The organism is Caenimonas sedimenti, assembly GCF_007833165.1.
Lineage (GTDB): Bacteria > Pseudomonadota > Gammaproteobacteria > Burkholderiales > Burkholderiaceae_C > Ramlibacter > Ramlibacter sedimenti.
Window position 1 is genome coordinate 239273 of record NZ_VOBQ01000004.1, and the last position, 15691, is coordinate 254963.

At 68.1% G+C, this 15691-nt stretch carries 19 protein-coding genes; 9 read left to right on the forward strand and 10 right to left on the reverse strand.

The window, feature by feature from the left end:
- Positions 1 to 8: 8 nt before the first annotated feature.
- The 3 genes from FN976_RS05775 to FN976_RS05785 all read left to right on the forward strand — a co-directional run bounded on the left by FN976_RS05775 (position 9) and on the right by FN976_RS05785 (position 3679).
- Complete coding sequence (locus FN976_RS05775) at positions 9 to 410, forward strand: PaaI family thioesterase (RefSeq protein WP_145891907.1); 402 nt, start codon at positions 9 to 11, stop codon at positions 408 to 410.
- A gap of 204 nt (positions 411 to 614) precedes the next feature.
- On the forward strand, positions 615 to 1898 hold the full coding sequence (locus tag FN976_RS05780) for an ABC transporter substrate-binding protein (RefSeq protein WP_145891909.1): 1284 nt from the start codon (positions 615 to 617) through the stop codon (positions 1896 to 1898).
- Positions 1895 to 3679, forward strand: a complete 1785-nt coding sequence (locus tag FN976_RS05785; protein ID WP_145891911.1) for a CHASE domain-containing sensor histidine kinase — start codon at positions 1895 to 1897, stop codon at positions 3677 to 3679. The genes FN976_RS05780 and FN976_RS05785 overlap by 4 nt, the downstream gene beginning before the upstream one ends.
- A 9-nt stretch (positions 3680 to 3688) precedes the next feature.
- Here FN976_RS05785 and FN976_RS05790 read toward each other — a convergent pair whose 3' ends face one another.
- The gene (locus FN976_RS05790) at positions 3689 to 4015 is read right to left on the reverse strand and encodes a hypothetical protein (RefSeq protein ID WP_186510758.1); all 327 of its coding nucleotides are present in this window, start codon (positions 4013 to 4015) and stop codon (positions 3689 to 3691) included.
- A gap of 86 nt (positions 4016 to 4101) precedes the next feature.
- Between FN976_RS05790 and FN976_RS05800 the strand changes: the two genes are divergently transcribed.
- The gene (locus FN976_RS05800; RefSeq protein ID WP_145891913.1) at positions 4102 to 4425 is read left to right on the forward strand and encodes a thioredoxin family protein; all 324 of its coding nucleotides are present in this window, start codon (positions 4102 to 4104) and stop codon (positions 4423 to 4425) included.
- Positions 4426 to 4447: 22 nt separating this feature from the next.
- Here FN976_RS05800 and FN976_RS05805 read toward each other — a convergent pair whose 3' ends face one another.
- The 4 genes from FN976_RS05805 to FN976_RS05820 form a co-directional block, all read right to left on the reverse strand.
- Positions 4448 to 5452 carry an NAD(P)H-dependent glycerol-3-phosphate dehydrogenase gene (locus FN976_RS05805; protein WP_145891915.1) on the reverse strand — a complete coding sequence of 335 codons (1005 nt, stop codon included), beginning with the start codon at positions 5450 to 5452 and terminating at the stop codon, positions 4448 to 4450.
- 19 nt (positions 5453 to 5471) lie between these two features.
- Entirely contained in the window at positions 5472 to 5939 is a 468-nt protein-coding gene (secB, locus tag FN976_RS05810) for a protein-export chaperone SecB (protein WP_145891917.1), read from the reverse strand.
- 83 nt (positions 5940 to 6022) lie between these two features.
- A complete protein-coding gene (grxC, locus tag FN976_RS05815; RefSeq protein WP_145891919.1) occupies positions 6023 to 6289 on the reverse strand; it encodes a glutaredoxin 3 in 267 nt (88 codons plus the stop codon).
- Positions 6290 to 6309: 20 nt separating this feature from the next.
- Entirely contained in the window at positions 6310 to 6720 is a 411-nt protein-coding gene (locus tag FN976_RS05820; protein WP_145891921.1) for a rhodanese-like domain-containing protein, read from the reverse strand.
- A gap of 58 nt (positions 6721 to 6778) precedes the next feature.
- On the opposite strand from FN976_RS05820, the gene gpmA reads away from it, so the two are divergent.
- From gpmA to FN976_RS05835, 3 genes are all read left to right on the forward strand, one after another.
- Positions 6779 to 7525, forward strand: a complete 747-nt coding sequence (gene gpmA, locus FN976_RS05825; RefSeq protein ID WP_145891923.1) for a 2,3-diphosphoglycerate-dependent phosphoglycerate mutase — start codon at positions 6779 to 6781, stop codon at positions 7523 to 7525.
- A gap of 153 nt (positions 7526 to 7678) precedes the next feature.
- Positions 7679 to 9118, forward strand: a complete 1440-nt coding sequence (locus tag FN976_RS05830; RefSeq protein WP_145891925.1) for a S41 family peptidase — start codon at positions 7679 to 7681, stop codon at positions 9116 to 9118.
- Positions 9119 to 9253: 135 nt separating this feature from the next.
- Positions 9254 to 10015, forward strand: coding sequence for a HesA/MoeB/ThiF family protein (locus FN976_RS05835; RefSeq protein ID WP_145891927.1), 762 nt, complete (start codon positions 9254 to 9256; stop codon positions 10013 to 10015).
- A gap of 93 nt (positions 10016 to 10108) precedes the next feature.
- Here FN976_RS05835 and FN976_RS05845 read toward each other — a convergent pair whose 3' ends face one another.
- The 4 genes from FN976_RS05845 to FN976_RS28785 all read right to left on the reverse strand — a co-directional run bounded on the left by FN976_RS05845 (position 10109) and on the right by FN976_RS28785 (position 12805).
- Entirely contained in the window at positions 10109 to 11095 is a 987-nt protein-coding gene (locus tag FN976_RS05845) for an Ldh family oxidoreductase (protein WP_145891929.1), read from the reverse strand.
- A 2-nt stretch (positions 11096 to 11097) separates the two neighbouring features.
- Positions 11098 to 12273, reverse strand: a complete 1176-nt coding sequence (locus FN976_RS05850; RefSeq protein WP_145891931.1) for a UxaA family hydrolase — start codon at positions 12271 to 12273, stop codon at positions 11098 to 11100.
- Positions 12274 to 12287: 14 nt separating this feature from the next.
- Positions 12288 to 12569 carry a UxaA family hydrolase gene (locus FN976_RS05855; protein WP_145891933.1) on the reverse strand — a complete coding sequence of 94 codons (282 nt, stop codon included), beginning with the start codon at positions 12567 to 12569 and terminating at the stop codon, positions 12288 to 12290.
- A gap of 83 nt (positions 12570 to 12652) precedes the next feature.
- On the reverse strand, positions 12653 to 12805 hold the full coding sequence (locus FN976_RS28785) for a hypothetical protein (RefSeq protein WP_186510759.1): 153 nt from the start codon (positions 12803 to 12805) through the stop codon (positions 12653 to 12655).
- A gap of 209 nt (positions 12806 to 13014) precedes the next feature.
- Here FN976_RS28785 and FN976_RS05860 point away from each other — a divergent pair, with 209 nt between their 5' ends.
- Positions 13015 to 13413: a response regulator gene (locus tag FN976_RS05860; protein WP_145891936.1), complete on the forward strand. Its 399-nt coding sequence runs from the start codon at positions 13015 to 13017 to the stop codon at positions 13411 to 13413.
- On the opposite strand, the gene FN976_RS05865 is transcribed toward FN976_RS05860, so the two are convergent.
- Positions 13410 to 14042 (reverse strand): response regulator, encoded by a 633-nt coding sequence (locus FN976_RS05865; protein WP_145891938.1) that lies wholly within the window; start codon positions 14040 to 14042, stop codon positions 13410 to 13412. The two genes, FN976_RS05860 and FN976_RS05865, sit on opposite strands and share 4 nt — an antisense overlap.
- A gap of 142 nt (positions 14043 to 14184) precedes the next feature.
- On the opposite strand from FN976_RS05865, the gene FN976_RS05870 reads away from it, so the two are divergent.
- Positions 14185 to 15561: a CHASE3 domain-containing protein gene (locus FN976_RS05870; protein WP_145891940.1), complete on the forward strand. Its 1377-nt coding sequence runs from the start codon at positions 14185 to 14187 to the stop codon at positions 15559 to 15561.
- The last annotated feature ends 130 nt before the right edge of the window (positions 15562 to 15691 follow it).

Below are 15691 nucleotides of genomic sequence, written 5' to 3' on the forward strand. Positions count from 1 at the left end.
CCCCTCCCATGCCCACCGTCGACCAGATCAACAAGCTCATCGTCCCGCTTTTTCCGGGGTTGATGGGCGTCACCATCACCGAAGCCACGCCCGAGCGGGTGGTGGCGACGCTGCTGGTGCGGCCGGACCTGTGCACCGCCGGCGGGATCCTGCACGGCGGCGCGCACATGGCTTTTGCCGACACCCTGGGCGCCGTCGGGACCATCCTGAACATGCCGGAAGGCAAGCGCACGACGACGACCGATTCCAGCACCAAGTTCATCGGCGGCGCGGCGGTCAACACCACCGTCACCGGCGAATGCGTGGCCTTGCACCGCGGCCGCACGACGAACGTCTGGCAGACCAGCATCCGCAACGCGCAGGGCAAGCTCTGCTCCGTGGTGACCCAGACCCAGCTGATCCTGGATTGATCACTGCAAAAATGCTGCGCATTTTTGCAGTGGTTTGATCAGTGAGACCAGGCCCGGCGAAGCCGGATCCTGGCCCCAAGGGAGACCGCGCTGCGCGATGCTCCGCGCGGTCTTCGAAGCGGCAGCCCGGAAGCGCCGAAAAGACCGCGGGAACTGAGGTTCCAAGCTCATCCGTGGATACTATGGGGTGACTGGAGGTCCGTGATGCCGGAACGTTGGAAGGCGGTGTTGGCGGCGCTCTTGCTGGCGGCCTCGGGCTTTGCCGCCGCCGCGCCGACCGAGATCTCCTTCTACTTCCCGATCGCCGTGGGCGGCCCGATGGCCAAGCGCATCGGCGCGCTGGTGGGAGACTTCGAGAAGGAGCATCCGGACATCCGGGTGCGCCCGATCTACACCGGCACCTACAAGGATTCCATCCAGAAGGCCCTGACGGCGCACCGCAAGGGCGCGCCGCCGGACGTCGCGGTGCTGTTCGCGGTGGACATCTACACCCTGGTGGATGCCGACGCCGTGGTGCCGTTCGACGAACTTGCCACCACCGCCGCCGACAAGGCCTGGCTGCAAGGTTTCCAGCCGGCGCTGATGGCCAACAGCCGCGCCGCAGGGCGGACGTATGGCGTGCCGTTCCAGCGCTCCACCATCCTGCTGTACTGGAACAAGAAGCTGTTCCGCCAGGCCGGCCTGGACCCGGAGCGGCCGCCGGCCAGCTGGCGGGAGATGACCGACTATGCGAAGCAGCTCACGCGCCGCAACGCGGCGGGCGGCACGACGCAGTGGGGGCTGCAGATCCCTTCGTCCGGCTTTCCGTACTGGCTGTTCCAGGGGCTGGTGGCCGCCAACGGCGCGGAGCTGATGAACGCCACCGGCACCGAAACCTACTTCGACCAGCCGGCGGCGGTGGCGGCGCTGCAGTATTGGGTGGACCTCGCGCGCGTGAGCCACGTGCACCCGCCGGGCATCGTCGAATGGGGCACGACGCCGGCGAATTTCCTGGCCGGCAAGGCCGCCATGGTCTGGACCACCAGCGGCAACCTGCAGGACCTGAAGGACAAGGCGGGCTTCCCGTTCGGCGCGGCCATGCTGCCGGCTGCGAAGCGGCGCGGTTCGCCCACCGGCGGCGGCAACTTCTACATCTTCCGCAAGAGCGCGCCCGCGCAGCAGCAGGCCGCCTTCCGCTTCGTCAAGTGGATGGTCGCCCCGGAACGCACGGCGCGCTGGGCCATCGACTCGGGCTACATCGCGGTGTCGCGCGCGGCCTGGGAGACGCCGGCCATGCGCAAGCACGTGGCCGCCTTCCCGGCGGCGGCCGTCGCGCGGGACCAGTTGGCCCACGCGGTCGCCGAGCTCTCCACGCACGAGAACCAGCGGGTGACGCAGGCGTTGAACGCCGGCCTGGCCGCGGCACTGACGGGCGCAAAGACTCCCCAGCAGGCGCTGCAGGACGCGCAGCAGGAGGCGATGCGCATCCTGCTGCCCTACCAGCGGTGACACGCTTCCTGCGCTCGCGCCTGCTCAGCTACGTGCTGCCCGGCCTGGTGCTGGTGGGCGCCGGCGCCGTGTCGTACGAGCTGTGGGAGCGCGAGCGGCAGGAGATCGAGGCGGGCCTGCAGGCGGAGTTCGACACGCGTGTGCGTGAGACGGTGAGCCTGTTCCGTGAACGCATGCTGGCCTACGAGCAGGCGCTGCACGCGACCCACGGCCTGTTCGCCACGTCGGCGGTCGTGCAGCGCGGCGACTTCCAGGCCTTCGTCGCGCGGCTGCGCATCGACAGCCATCCCGGCCTGCAGGGCCTGGGCTACTCGCAATACGTGCCGGCCACCGAGCGCGAGCGCCATGTGCGTGCCGTGCGCAGCCAGGGCTTCCCCGCCTATGCGCTGCGACCCGCCGGCGGTGTCGACGAGGTCACGTCCGCCGTCTTCTTCGAGCCTTCCGGCTCCAGCCTGCTCGGCACGCTCGGCTCCGACTACTTCGCCGAGCCCTCGCGCCGCCACGCGATGGTGGCGGCGCGTGACTCCGGCCGTGTCGCGATCTCCAACAAGGTGAAGCTGCCGCACGAGGACGCCCAGCAGGTGCAGGCGGGCTACCGCATGTGGCTGCCCGTTTACCACCCCGGGCGGCCGACCGGCAACGTGCAGGAACGCCGGGCGGCGATCGCCGGCTGGGTCTACGCCGCCTTCAGCATGGACGGACTGACCGGCAACATCCTGGGGGAACGCGCCGACATCGACATCGAGGTGCAGGACGCGGGCGTCGGGCAAGGCGGCGAGCAGGCCGTCGACACGATCGGCGACCGGGTCGGCGGCGAGTCGACGGTGAAGCTGTTCTTCGCCTCGCAGCGGGTCGAGGTCGACGGCTATTCGTGGATGCTGACGGCACGCTCGCTGCCGAACTTCGCGACGCCGGTGGCGCTGAGCAAACTGCAGCTCGTCGCGCGCACCGGCGCGGTGGCGAGCCTGGCGCTCGCCCTGCTCACCTGGTACCTGCTGCGCCGGCGCATCCGCCTGCTGCGGGCCGATGAGGACTTGCGGGCGGCCAAGGACCACGCCGAAGCCGCGAGCGCGGCCAAGACACGCTTCCTGGCGGCGGCCAGCCATGACCTGCGCCAGCCGATCCAGGCGCTCGGCCTGTTCACGGCGACGCTGGAATCGATGGCGCGGCGCCCGGAATTGCCCGGTCCGGAGGTGGCGCACATTGCCGCGCGGCTGCAGCAGGCCGTGCAAGGCCTGGGACGGCTGCTGGACGGCTTGTTCGAGCTGTCCGCCCTGCAAAACGGCGTGGTGACCGTCAGCCGTCGGGCCACGCCCCTGGCCGAGGTACTGGCCGAAGTGAGCACGGCGTTCGCGGGGCCGGCCCGGGAGAAGGGGTTGGAGCTGCGCGTGCGGCTGCCGTCCGCGCTGTGGGTGGACACCGACCCGGTGGTGCTGCGGCGGGTGCTGTCCAACCTGGTGGCCAATGCCCTGCGGTACACGCCCAAGGGCCGGGTGCTGGTCGGCTGCCGGCGGCGGGCCGGAGCGGTCGAAATCCAGGTGCTGGACACCGGCATCGGCATCGCGCCGGACGAAACGGCCAAGGTCTTCGGCGAGTTCTACCAGCCGTCGAACGTGGCGCGCGGGGAGGAGCACGGCATGGGCCTCGGCCTGGCGATCGTGCAGCGGCTGGCCACGCTGCTGGGCGCGGTGGTGCAGGTGCGTTCGGTCCCCGGGCGGGGCTCCGTGTTCTCCGTCAGGCTGCCCAGGATGGCGCTGGCCATCGCGGCCGGCGAACGCTGATCGGACCCGCTACTTCCAGCCGGCCACCTTGTCGCAGGCTTTCACGGATGCGGGATGGTTTTTTTCCCACTCCGAGATCGACAAGGTCTCGTGGTCTTCCATCTGGTCGTTCATGCACGTGCAGTACTTGAGCACGACTTCCCGCCTGGCGCCTTCGGTCTTGTTGTCGGAGATGCACTCGGCGATCGCCTTCTCGTCCTCGGCGCTGGCCTTGTCGCTGGCGCTGGCGCTGGCGGCCCGGCCGCCGGCTTTCGCGGCGCCCGGTTCGGCGTCGGCGGGCGCGCACGCCAGGAAGGCGGGCAGGCACAGGACCAGCAGGGCGGCGGCAAGGCGCATGACGGGTCGGACTCTAGCACCGGCGACTACAGGGGCAGTCGCGGCCCGCCGACAGCCGCGTGACCAGTCTCCGCGAAAATGCGGAAATGAATGCGACCCATGCCCAGGCCGACCCCAGCCGTGCCGAAGTCGATGCCATGGCTGGTGCCACCGTGCTGGAGTTCGGCACCTCGTGGTGCGGCTGGTGCCGGGGCGCCCAGCCGGCCATCGCGAAGGCGCTGGCCGGCCGGCCCGGCCTGCGCCACATCAAGATCGAGGATGGTCCCGGCCAGCCGCTGGGGCGAAGCTACCGGGTGAAGCTGTGGCCCACCCTGGTGTTCCTGAAGGATGGCCAGGAGGTCGGCCGCGTGGTGCGTCCGAATGGCACGGACGAGATGGAGCGGCTGGCGCGCGAGATCGCGGCGGCGTAGCCAGCCGCCACCTTCGCCAGCCTCAGCGGGTCTCCGCCCCTGGATCCCGGCCCATGAGTTCCGCCACGGCTTGGCCGGGCCGCAGCTCGCCATCGAGCAGGCGGACCATGCAACGGGTGATGGGCATGTCGACGTTGAGGCGGCGGGCGCGCGCGGCCACCGTTCTGGCGCTGTAGACGCCTTCGGCAACGTGACCCAGCGAGTCCACCGCCTCTTCGACGGAACGGTCCTGGGCCAGCAGCAGGCCCACCCGGCGATTGCGGCTCAGGTCGCCGGTGGCGGTGAGCACCAGGTCGCCCAGCCCCGACAGCCCCATGAAGGTCTCGGCCCGCGCGCCCAGGGCCACGCCCAGCCGCGTCATCTCCGCCAGGCCGCGCGTGATGAGGGCCGCCCGGGCGTTCAGCCCGAGCGACAGGCCGTCGCACAGGCCCGTCGCGATCGCGAGCACGTTCTTGACCGCGCCGCCCACTTCCACGCCCACCAGGTCGTCGTTCGCATAGACGCGGATGGTCGGGCCATGGAAAGCATCGACCAACGCGGTGCGCACCAGTTCCGACTCACTGGCCGCCACGAGAGCGGTCGGCCGGCCCTGAACGACCTCCTGCGCGAAGCTGGGGCCGCTGAGCGCGCCCGATGCGAGGCCGGGCGCCACTTCGGCGCGGATTTCGTGGCCCAGCAGGCCGCCCGCGGCGTGGACCGGCGCCTCGAAGCCCTTGCACAACCAGGCGACCGGCCGCGTGCAGGCAGCCAACCCGGCCAGCATCGCGCGCAGGCCCGCCATGGGGGTCGCGACGATGACCAGGTCATGCTGCGCCGCCAGCCCGGCGATACCGGACGGGCCGGACGCAAGCACGCTGACGCCCGCGGGCAATGGGAAGCCGGGCAGATAGCGGGTGTTTTCGCGCGTGGCCGCCAGGGCGTTTGCCTGGCCGGCATCGCGGGCCCACAAGGTCACCTGGTGCTGGTCCGCCGCGCGGACGGCCAGCGCCGTTCCCCAGGCGCCGGCCCCCAGCACGAGGATGTTCACGGCGGCCCGGCGGTTTGCCTCAGGCGGTCGCGATGATCTGCGGCGGCTCGGCGGCCTGCAGCGCGTCGGCCTGCTGCTGCTCGTACATGGCCTGGAAGTTGATCTCGGCCATGTGGACCGGCGGGAAGCCGGCGCGGGTGACGATGTCGGCCACGTTGCTGCGCAGGTAGGGGTAGACGATCTGCGGGCAGGCGATGCCCATCACGCCCTGCATCTGCTCTTGCGGCAGGTTGCGGATTTCGAAGATGCCCGCCTGCTTCACCTCGACCAGGAACACGGTGCGGTCCTTGATCTTGGTGGTGACGGTGGCGGACACGCAGACTTCGTACATGCCGTCGGCGGCCTGCTGGGCTTCGACGCCGAGCTGGATGTCCACGGAAGGCTGTTCCTGCTCGAGCAGGATGGCGGGGGAATTGGGCTGCTCCAACGAAGCCTCTTTCATGTAGACGCGCTGGATCTGGAAGACGGGGTCGTTGTTGTCGGCCATGGCGGGGTGCTTTCGATGCGAATAAAAAGCCCGCGGGAACGTGTGGCTCCGCGGGCGGGTCGTCGGTTCAACCGCGCATTATCTCAGGCTGTCGAACCCTGCAATAAAGGCTCGAGGCCGCCCTGGCGGTCGAGGGCCATCAGGTCGTCGCAGCCGCCGACGTGGGTGTCGCCGATGAAGATCTGCGGGACGGTGCGCCGCCCCGTGATCTCCATCATCTTCATGCGTTCCTCGGGCTGCATGTCGACCCTGATTTCCTCGATGGCTTCGACACCCTTGGACTTCAGGACCTGCTTGGCGCGAATGCAGTAAGGGCAAACGGCCGTGGTGTACATCTTGACGGGCTGCATCGTTCTCAAATGGGGGCGTTTCAGGTTTTCTCCAGGGGGAGATTAGCCTCTTTCCACGCGGCCAGCCCACCGCTCAACGCATGAGCCTTGTCGTAGCCCAGGCTCTTGGCCACGCCAAGCGCACGGTTGGCCCGGGCACCCGTGGGGTCCACCAGGATGAGCGGAACCGTCTTGTTCTTGACGACTTCCGTGAGCCGCTTCTCCAGCTCATTGACCGGGATGTTCTTGGACCCCACCACGTGGCCTGCGGCGAACTCCTCCGTCTCGCTGACGTCGACGACCACCGCCTTTTCGCGATTCATCATCAGCACGGCATTGGACGGGCTCACCCCGCCCGCGCTCATCCCCTTGCCGAGGGCCGGCCACAGGAGCATGGCTCCGGAAGTGAACGCCACCAGCAGCAGCATCCAGTTGTCCATGACGAACTTCATTCTTACCTTTCGGTCCTGGCCGCAAGGCCGGGAAACCCGGGATTCTAGAATGTCGGCCATGTACAAGCTCGTTTTGATCCGCCACGGCCAGTCCACCTGGAACCTGGAGAACCGCTTCACCGGCTGGACTGACGTCCCGCTGACCCAGCAGGGGATTGATGAGGCCCGGCAGGCGGGCCGCCTGCTGAAGGCCGGCGGCTGGGACTTCGACGTCTGCCACACCAGCGTGCTGAAGCGCGCCACCCACACGCTCTGGCATTGCCTGGACGAGCTGGACCGCACCTGGCTGCCGGTCGTGCATACCTGGCGCCTGAACGAGCGCCACTATGGTGCATTGCAGGGCCTGAACAAGGCCGAGACGGCCAAGAAGTTCGGCGATGAGCAGGTGCTGGTGTGGCGCCGCAGCTACGACACCCCGCCGCCGGCGTTGGAACCGACGGACCCCCGCTACGAAGGCTCCGACGTCCGCTACGCCAAACTTTCAGCGGGCCAAGTGCCGCTGACCGAATGCCTGAAGGACACCGTCGAGCGGGTCCTGCCCTACTGGAATGAGGCGATGGCGCCAGCCATCCGGGCGGGCAAACGCCTCGTCGTCGCGGCGCACGGCAACTCGATCCGGGCCCTCGTGAAGTACCTGGACGGCATCTCCGACGCGGACATTGTCGGCCTCAACATTCCCAACGGCATCCCGCTGGTCTACGAGCTCGACGCGGACCTCAAACCGCTGCGGCCCCACTACTACCTGGGTGACCCTGAAGCTGCGGCCCGGGCGGCCGCGGCGGTGGCGAGCCAGGGCAAAGCCTGACGAAACCCGGAGGGAGGAGGCGTAGGACGTTTCCTGCGTCTTTACGCGTATTTTTCACACTGGCGCCCCAGCGGCGGGGGAACCAGCGCAAGACGCGCGCGTCAGAGCTACTTCCCAGGTGTATATTGAAGTCGAGAGGAAGTTGACGACCCCATGAGCCACAAACTCAAGATTGCCGGCTGGATTTCCGTAGGCGCGTTGGCCGGCGCGCTGACCACGGTCTCGCTGCAGACCGTCGCGCGTGGCTCCCTGGCCCCGCTGCCGCTCGAGGAGCTGCAGCAGCTCGCGGCCGTCTTCAGCATGGTCAAGTCCGACTATGTGGAGCCGATCGACGAGAAGAAGCTCATCACCGACGCCATTTCCGGCATGGTGGCCAGCCTCGACCCGCACTCCCAGTATTTCGACAAGAAGTCCTTCAAGGAATTCCGCGAGGGCACGTCCGGCCGCTTCGTCGGCGTCGGCATCGAGATCTCGCAGGAAGACGGCCTGGTCAAGGTGGTGTCGCCCATCGAAGGCTCGCCCGCGTTCCGCGCCGGGCTGAAGACCAACGACCTGATCACCAAGATCGACGAAACCGCGGTCAAGGGGCTCACCCTGTCGGAGGCCGTCAAGCGCATGCGCGGCGAGCCCAACACCAAGGTGATGCTGACGATCTACCGCAAGGACGAGAACCGCAGCTTCCCCGTGACGATCACGCGCGAAGAGATCAAGACCGTGTCCGTCAAGGGCAAGGTCATGGAGCCGGGCTACGGCTGGATCCGCCTGTCGCAGTTCCAGGAACGCACGGTCGACGACTTCGTGCGCAAGGTCGAAGAGATCTACAAGGCCGAGCCCAACCTCAAGGGCCTGGTGCTGGACCTGCGCAACGACCCGGGCGGCCTGCTCGACGCGGCCGTGGCGATTTCGGCCGCCTTCCTGCCCGAGAACGTCAACGTCGTGTCCACCAACGGGCAGCTGGCCGAGAGCAAGTTCGTCTACAAGGCCGCGCCGGAGTTCTACCAGCGCCGGGCCGGCAGCGACCCGCTGCGCAAGCTGCCTGCGGCCATCAAGAACGTGCCACTGGTCGTCCTGGTGAATGAAGGCTCGGCTTCCGCCAGCGAAATCGTCGCCGGTGCGTTGCAGGACCACAAGCGCGCCACCATCCTCGGCAGCCAGACCTTCGGCAAGGGCTCCGTGCAGACCGTGCGTCCGCTGGGCCCGGACACCGGCCTGAAGCTGACCACGGCGCGCTACTACACACCGAACGGCAAGTCGATCCAGGCCAAGGGCATCGTGCCGGACGTGATGGTGGACGAGTCCGAAGAAGGCAACGTGTTCTCCGTCCTGCGGACGCGCGAGGCCGATCTCGACAAGCACCTGGGCGCCGGCCAGGGCCCTGAGGTGAAGGACCCCGCACGCGAGAAGGCGCGCGAGGAAGCCCGCAAGAAGGCCGAAGAGGAAGCCAAGAAGGGTCCGGACGCGCGCCGGCCGCCCGAGTTCGGCAGCGACAAGGACTTCCAGCTGGTCCAGGCGCTGAACCAGTTGAAGGGCCGCCCGGTGCTCGTCAGCAAGACCCAGGTGGTCGAGAACAAGGGCGAGAAGAAAGAGAATTGACCTGACGGCGCGCCGCGAGGCGGCGCAAGTCAGGTCATCCCGGCGCAGGTGACGCGCAGCGTCATCCCCGCGCAGGCGGGGACCCAGAGAGCCAGCCGACAAGGCTGGCTTTTTGTTTGGCCTCACAATTCCCCGATGACCGACGAGCAACTGCTGCGCTACTCCCGGCACCTGCTGCTGGACGAGATCGGCGTCGAAGGCCAGCAGCGCATCCTCGACGCGCACGCGCTCGTCATCGGCGCCGGCGGGTTGGGCTCGCCGGTGGCGCTGTTCCTGGCCACGGCCGGCGTGGGCCGCATCACCCTGGTGGACCACGATGCCGTCGACCTCACCAACCTGCAACGGCAAATCGCGCACACCACCGAACGCATCGGCCGGCCGAAAGCCGAATCCGCGCGCGATGCGGCGGCCGCCATCAACCCGGAGGTGCTGGTCCGGCCGCTGGTGTTGAAGGCGGACGCCCAGTTGCTGGACGACCTGGTGCCGCAAGCGGACGTGGTCATCGACTGCTGCGACAACTTCGCCACCCGGCATCTGGTGAACGCCGCGTGCTTCCGCCATGGCAAGCCGCTGGTGTCGGGCGCGGCGATCCGGTTCGACGCGCAGGTCAGCGTGTTCGATCCGCGCGACGCGGCCTGTCCTTGCTATGCCTGCGTCTTTCCGGCCAGGCAGCAATTCGAAGAGGCTCTTTGCGCGACGCTGGGCGTGTTCGCGCCGCTGGTGGGCATCGTCGGCAGCCTCCAGGCGGCCGAGGCGCTCAAGCTGCTGGCCGGCGTGGGCAGCTCGCTGGCGGGGCGGCTGCAGATGCTGGACGCGAGATCCATGGAGTGGAGCGAGATGCGGGTTCGGCGTGATCGGGCGTGCGTGGTTTGTGCCGAGCGCACGGTCATCGGATGAATGCTGGGGTGGGGGGGGGGGGGGGGGGGGGGCCCCCCCCCCCCCCCCCCCCCGCCCGGGGGCCCCCCCCCCCCCCCCCCCCAACCCCAGCAATCACAGGACCCCGTCCGCGACTTCGAGGCCATCGACCCGCGCCTGCCGCTCCAGCGCCAGCCGCCGCGCCCCCGCCAACCGCACGCCCTCATCCACCAGCATCTCGGCCAACAGCGCCTCGATGCGCTCGTCATAGGCGCCTCGGCCAGCCAGCGCACCGGGGTCGATGAGCAGGAACGCTTGGCCGATGCGCGGCGCATTGCCTTCGTCGACGAAGAAGGAAGAGGCTTCGAAGCCCAGCCGGGCTCCCGTGAGCGCGGTCACCAGCAGTTCGACCACCAGCGCCAGCATCGCGCCCTTGGGCGACGATGCGGCGCCGATCGGCAGCATCGAACCTTCCAGGCCCGCGCGCGCGTCGGTGGTGGGCTGCCCGTGCTTGTCCAGGGCCCACCCCGTGGGGATGGCTTCCCCCTTGCGCGCCGCCACCATCAACTTGCCACGCGCCACCTCGGACAGCGACAGGTCGATGAGCAGCGGATCATGGCCGGGCCGGGGAAAGATGGCCGCCATGGGATTGGTCCCGAACACCGGATGCCGGCCACCGGCGGCGGGCATCGCGGCCGGGGAATTGGCAAACCCCAGGCCGACGAGGCCCGCCTCGGCGGCGGGCCGCAAATGATCCACCAGCACACCGGCGTGGTGGCTGCTGGTCACGCCGGCGAAGCAGACACCCATTTCACGAGCCACGGCAATGCCGCGCTCCACGGCCAGCGCGCAGGCCGGGAAGGCCAGGCCTTGTCCCGCATCCACCAGCAGCGCGGCGCCGTGCTCGCGCACGACGCGGGCCTGGGCCCGGCCGTCGGCCCGCCCGTTGCGCAAATGGGTGGCGTACTGCTTCACTCGCCCCAGGCCGTGCGACGCGATGCCCTGCGCTTCCGCGAGCACCAGCGCCTGCGCCGTGGTGCGCGCCATCTCGAAGCTCGCACCCGCCTCCTGCAAGGCGGCGGTCGCACGCTCCACCGCTTCGGCCAGCGACAGCCGCGGCATCTTCAGGCCGATTCGTAAAGGCGGGTCAGCACGAACTCGCGGTGGCCCAGCGCCTCGGCGGCCGTCAGCCGGCCGTTCGCGGTGCGCAGCATCGATTCGAGCAGGCGGTCGCCGGCGTCATCCAACGTCATCTCACGCTGCAGCAGGCCCGTGACATCGACATCGACGTGCTCGCTCATGAGCCGCACCGTGCGCGGGTTCGCGCAGATCTTGATCACCGGAAGGATCGGATTGCCGATCACGTTGCCTTGCCCCGTGGGGAAGAAGTGCACAGCGTAGCCCGACGCCGCGCACAAGGTCACCATCTCCGCGGCGGCACTCGAGGAATCCATGAACCACAGGCCAGGGTGCGTCGGGATTTCGGCCTTGTCCAGCACGCCGTCGACCGTGCACTTCTTGCCGATCTTCTGGATGTTGCCGAGCGCCTTCTCCTCGATGGTCGTCAGGCCGCCGGCGATGTTGCCCTTGGTCGGTTGCGACTCCGAGAGGTCCGAGGTCTTGTGGCGCTCGATCACCTGCTGGTAGCGGTCGAACATGAACATGAACTTCTGGCGCACCGCATCGTTGGCGCACCGCGCCGCCACGATCTGCTCGCCACCGGTGAGCTCGGTCGTCTCGCCGAAGCACAGCGTCGCGCCGTGCGCGTGGAGCTTGTCGAAGGCATTGCCCACCGCCGGGTTGGCGCCGCAGCCGGAGGTGGTGTCCGACTCGCCGCATTTGGTGGAGACCCAGAGCTCGTCGATGGCACAGCGTTCGCGCTGCTTTTCGCTGGCCCACTGCACGTATTCGCGGGCGGCACGGCTGGCTCGCATGATCGTCTCGTGATCGCCGTGGCCTTCGATGCCGAAGCCACAGACCGGCTTGCCGGTGGCGGCGATGCCGTCGACCACCTTCTTGGTCCAGCCGTCCTCGATGCCGATCACCACCACGGCCGCCACGTTCGGGTTGCAGCCGGTGCCGATGAGGGTGCGGAAGTGCAGTTCGAGGTCGGCGCCGAACTGCAGCCGCCCGTAGGGGTGCGGGATCGCGAGCGCCCCCTTGATGTTGTGGGCCACCGCCTCCGCCGCCGCGTTGGACAGGTCGTCCAGCGGCAGGACGATGACGTGGTTGCGCACGCCCACCCGGCCGTTCTCGCGGCGGTAGCCCAGGAATGTGGTGTCTTTTTGGATGATCGCCATGTTGCCTCCGAGGTTCACCAACGCTGGGTCTTGATGTTGTGGACGTGCGCGTGCTCGCCGGCGGCGATGGGCTTCACCACCTTGCCGATGGCGATCCCGTACTTGATGGCGGCATCGCCCTCGGCGAGGTCGGCCAGCGCGATCTTGTGCCCGATGGGGATGTCCTGGCGCGCCTGCAGGGTGATGGTGCGGTCGTCGTCCATGATCCAGCCGTTGAGTGGCTGGCCGGCCTGGACGCCTTCGACGACGACGACCGCGACGGTGTCGCGGGCGTCATGAAGGATGAAATGGATCATTCGGGGTCTCCTCGCTGCCGCGCCGTCGGGCGCGTGCAAAAGGAGGGAGTGTAGGGCCCCCGCGACAGGGCCGCGCGGCGGGATCAGTCGGCGAACAACGAGGCCAGCACGGTCTCGTACGCCGGCGCGGCATGCGCCATCTCGAGCTCGGCGTGCCCAGGCTCCCCCAGCGCCATCAGCGCGGCGGCCAGCAGTGTCCCGAAGAAGACGACGGAAGATTCGACCAGCAATTTCATGGAATGAGCCCCTCGGCCTCTCGGATGTCGGCCTTGTTGCGTTGCACTATTCCAGCGGCGCAGGCACTTGGCAGTCAGCGCACGGCACAGGCACCTGTGCGGCCAGGCCTACAAGAACGAGAATGGGGAGGTAGGAGAGCTCCTACGTGGTGCCCCGGGTCGGGCTGGCACAATGCCCCCGGGACGGAGGCGCCGCACCGCGGCCAATCGTGGAACTGAGAACCTACATCGTCGAGGACAACGCCACCATCCGCGAGAACCTGATCGGGACGCTGGAGGAGTTGGCGTCCGTGCGATCGCTCGGCTGGTCCGAGACCGAGAACGAGGCCAAGGCCTGGTTCGCCGCCCACCACGCCCAATGGGACCTCGCGATCGTCGACCTGTTCCTCAAGCAAGGCAGCGGCCTGGGCGTGATCGACGCGTGCCGGCAGCGCAACGCAGGTCAGCACCTGGTCGTCCTGAGCAACTATGCGACGGCGGACATGCGCAACCGCTGCAAGGCGCTCGGCGCCGATGCCGTCTTCGACAAGTCCAACGAGATCGACGCGCTGGTCGACTACTGCCTCGCGTTGAGCGAGGAGCCGCGGCCCCAGGAGCCGGGCTCCTAGTCGATCAGCTTGTTCTTGAGCGCGTAGTACGTCAGGTCGCTGTTGGACGAGAGATTCATCTTCTCCATCAGCCGCGTGCGGTAGGTGCTCACGGTCTTCACCGACAGCGACAGCGCTTTCGCGATGTCACCCGCCGTCTCACCCTTGGCCAGCTTCAGGAAGACCTGGAACTCGCGCTCGGAGAGCTGTTCGTGCGGCGCGCCGCCTTCCTTGCGATTCAGCTGCTGCGCCAGCAGTTCGGCGACCGCGGGCGAGATGTAGCGCCGGCCCAGGGCGATGGTGCGGATCGCGTTGACGATCTCCATCGGCTCGCACTCCTTGTTCAGGTAGCCGCTCGCACCCTGGCGGATGAGGTTCATCGCGTAGTGCTCTTCGGGATACCCGGACAGGATCAGGATGCCCACGTCCGGCGCTTTGGCCCGGATCATTCCCAACGCGTCGATGCCGCTCTGGCCCGGCATGGACAAGTCCATCACCAGCACGTCCATTTCGGTCGTGCGAACCAGGTCGATGGCTTCGCGGCCACTGGCCGCCTCGCCGGCGACCCGCAGGTCGACCTGTTCGGAAAAGAACTGTTTGAGCCCCGAACGCACGATGGCGTGGTCATCCACAATGCCGACTTTGATCATGCTTCACCTTTTCGTGACGTCACACCCTGAATTTCATTGTGCGCCACTTCCGGCTGGAAATGGCCTACCCTTGAGTCGTGACGTGTGCGGATTCTATGCATAAGGATGAGGTTTCAGGTTGAAACTGCTTTCGTCTTTCTCCATGCCTCGTGTAGGCGTAAGCCTCATCCTCGCGGCATTTGCAGCCCTGGTGCTCATCGGCATCAACGAAACCGGTTATTTGCGCTCGCGCGACGCACTGACCGAAATCGATGGTTACACCCGGACACGAAGCGACGTCAGCCGCCTGTTGCAACACGTGCTGGACGCTGAAACCGGGTCGCGCGGCTATCTTCTGACGGGCGACCCCCGTTACCTGGAGCCGTACAACGCCGCCGTGGCGGAGATCGGCCAGAACCTGGACAACCTGCACAAGACCTATGCGCCGGGCGCGCCCGAACTGGCGACGGTGTCGGAGCTGACACGCAACATCCAGCGCAAGCTGGCGGAAATGGACATGTCGGTGCGCATGCGCAAGCAGGGCAACGAGGATGCCTGGAAGTTCGTGCTGATGACGGACATCGGCAAGGAGCACATGGACGCCATCCGGGCCCAGGCGGCCAAGTTGATCAACAGCGCGACCAGCAAGATGGAGGCGGCGCAGGACCAGGTGGAGCAATCGCTGCGCTTCTCGCGCATCGGCATCGCGGCGGTCGCGCTGGCGGGCCTGCTCGCCTTCTATCTCTACCTGCGCCAGACCACCGCTCTCAAGCTCGCCGGGGAACAGCAGCAGGCGGTGTTGCAGCAGGAGCGCGACCTGCTCGAAACCCAGGTGCGCGACCGCACGGCCAGCCTGGCCGAACTCGCCACCCACCTGCAGCAGGTGCGTGAGGAAGAGCGGGGCCACCTGGCGCGCGAATTGCATGACGAACTCGGCGCCCTGCTCACGGCGGCCAAGCTGGACGTGGCCCGGCTGAAATCGAAACTCGGCGCCGCCAACACGCCGGACATCGGCCAGCGGCTGCAGCACCTCACCGAATCGCTCAACAGCGGCATCGCGCTGAAGCGGCGCATCATCGAGGACCTGCGGCCGTCGTCGCTGTCGAACCTCGGCCTGACCGCCGCCCTCGAGATCCTGGCGCGCGAGTTCGCGGAACGCTCCGGCATCGAGATCGTGTGCACGCTGGAGACGGCGGAACTCGACGAGTCGCGGCAGCTCACCATCTACCGGCTGGTGCAGGAGTCGCTGACCAACGTCGGCAAGTATGCGGAAGCGAAGCAGGTCGACATCAGCCTGCGCGACTACAGCAACCACGTCGAAGTGGAGATCAAGGATGACGGGAAGGGTTTCGACACCCGCAGCGCCCGACCCTCCAGCCACGGCATCGCCGGCATGCGCCACCGCGTCGAAGCCGCCGGCGGCCGCCTGACGGTGGTCTCGCGTCCCGGCAACGGCACGCGCATCGCGGCCGTGCTGCCCAAGCCCGTCGCGCCCACCCCCGCACCCGCCGCGCCCGCGGCGACCGCCGACGCCACCTGACGGCGCATCGCCTGTAGTCGCGCGCCTACGCGCACCCAACGTCACTGACTACACCCGGTCACGCCGGGTACTGATCCAAGCGCGGCCGTAGGTGCCTAAGCTTGCGGCACGCCACGTTTCACCACAGAGG

What these genes read in the sequence shown, in the direction of transcription:
- FN976_RS05845 (WP_145891929.1), bottom strand. Translation starts at nt 11,095, where the DNA reads ATGCCGCGGCTGTCGCTGGCCGAAGCGGTGGAGCGTGCGACCGCCGCC.
- FN976_RS05775 (WP_145891907.1), top strand. Translation starts at nt 9, where the DNA reads ATGCCCACCGTCGACCAGATCAACAAGCTCATCGTCCCGCTTTTTCCG.
- secB (WP_145891917.1), bottom strand. Translation starts at nt 5,939, where the DNA reads ATGGCCGACAACAACGACCCCGTCTTCCAGATCCAGCGCGTCTACATG.
- FN976_RS05855 (WP_145891933.1), bottom strand. Translation starts at nt 12,569, where the DNA reads ATGATCCATTTCATCCTTCATGACGCCCGCGACACCGTCGCGGTCGTC.
- FN976_RS05830 (WP_145891925.1), top strand. Translation starts at nt 7,679, where the DNA reads ATGAGCCACAAACTCAAGATTGCCGGCTGGATTTCCGTAGGCGCGTTG.
- FN976_RS05820 (WP_145891921.1), bottom strand. Translation starts at nt 6,720, where the DNA reads ATGAAGTTCGTCATGGACAACTGGATGCTGCTGCTGGTGGCGTTCACT.
- FN976_RS28785 (WP_186510759.1), bottom strand. Translation starts at nt 12,805, where the DNA reads ATGAAATTGCTGGTCGAATCTTCCGTCGTCTTCTTCGGGACACTGCTG.
- FN976_RS05850 (WP_145891931.1), bottom strand. Translation starts at nt 12,273, where the DNA reads ATGGCGATCATCCAAAAAGACACCACATTCCTGGGCTACCGCCGCGAG.
- FN976_RS05835 (WP_145891927.1), top strand. Translation starts at nt 9,254, where the DNA reads ATGACCGACGAGCAACTGCTGCGCTACTCCCGGCACCTGCTGCTGGAC.
- grxC (WP_145891919.1), bottom strand. Translation starts at nt 6,289, where the DNA reads ATGCAGCCCGTCAAGATGTACACCACGGCCGTTTGCCCTTACTGCATT.
- gpmA (WP_145891923.1), top strand. Translation starts at nt 6,779, where the DNA reads ATGTACAAGCTCGTTTTGATCCGCCACGGCCAGTCCACCTGGAACCTG.
- FN976_RS05865 (WP_145891938.1), bottom strand. Translation starts at nt 14,042, where the DNA reads ATGATCAAAGTCGGCATTGTGGATGACCACGCCATCGTGCGTTCGGGG.
- FN976_RS05800 (WP_145891913.1), top strand. Translation starts at nt 4,102, where the DNA reads ATGAATGCGACCCATGCCCAGGCCGACCCCAGCCGTGCCGAAGTCGAT.
- FN976_RS05870 (WP_145891940.1), top strand. Translation starts at nt 14,185, where the DNA reads ATGCCTCGTGTAGGCGTAAGCCTCATCCTCGCGGCATTTGCAGCCCTG.
- FN976_RS05790 (WP_186510758.1), bottom strand. Translation starts at nt 4,015, where the DNA reads ATGCGCCTTGCCGCCGCCCTGCTGGTCCTGTGCCTGCCCGCCTTCCTG.
- FN976_RS05780 (WP_145891909.1), top strand. Translation starts at nt 615, where the DNA reads ATGCCGGAACGTTGGAAGGCGGTGTTGGCGGCGCTCTTGCTGGCGGCC.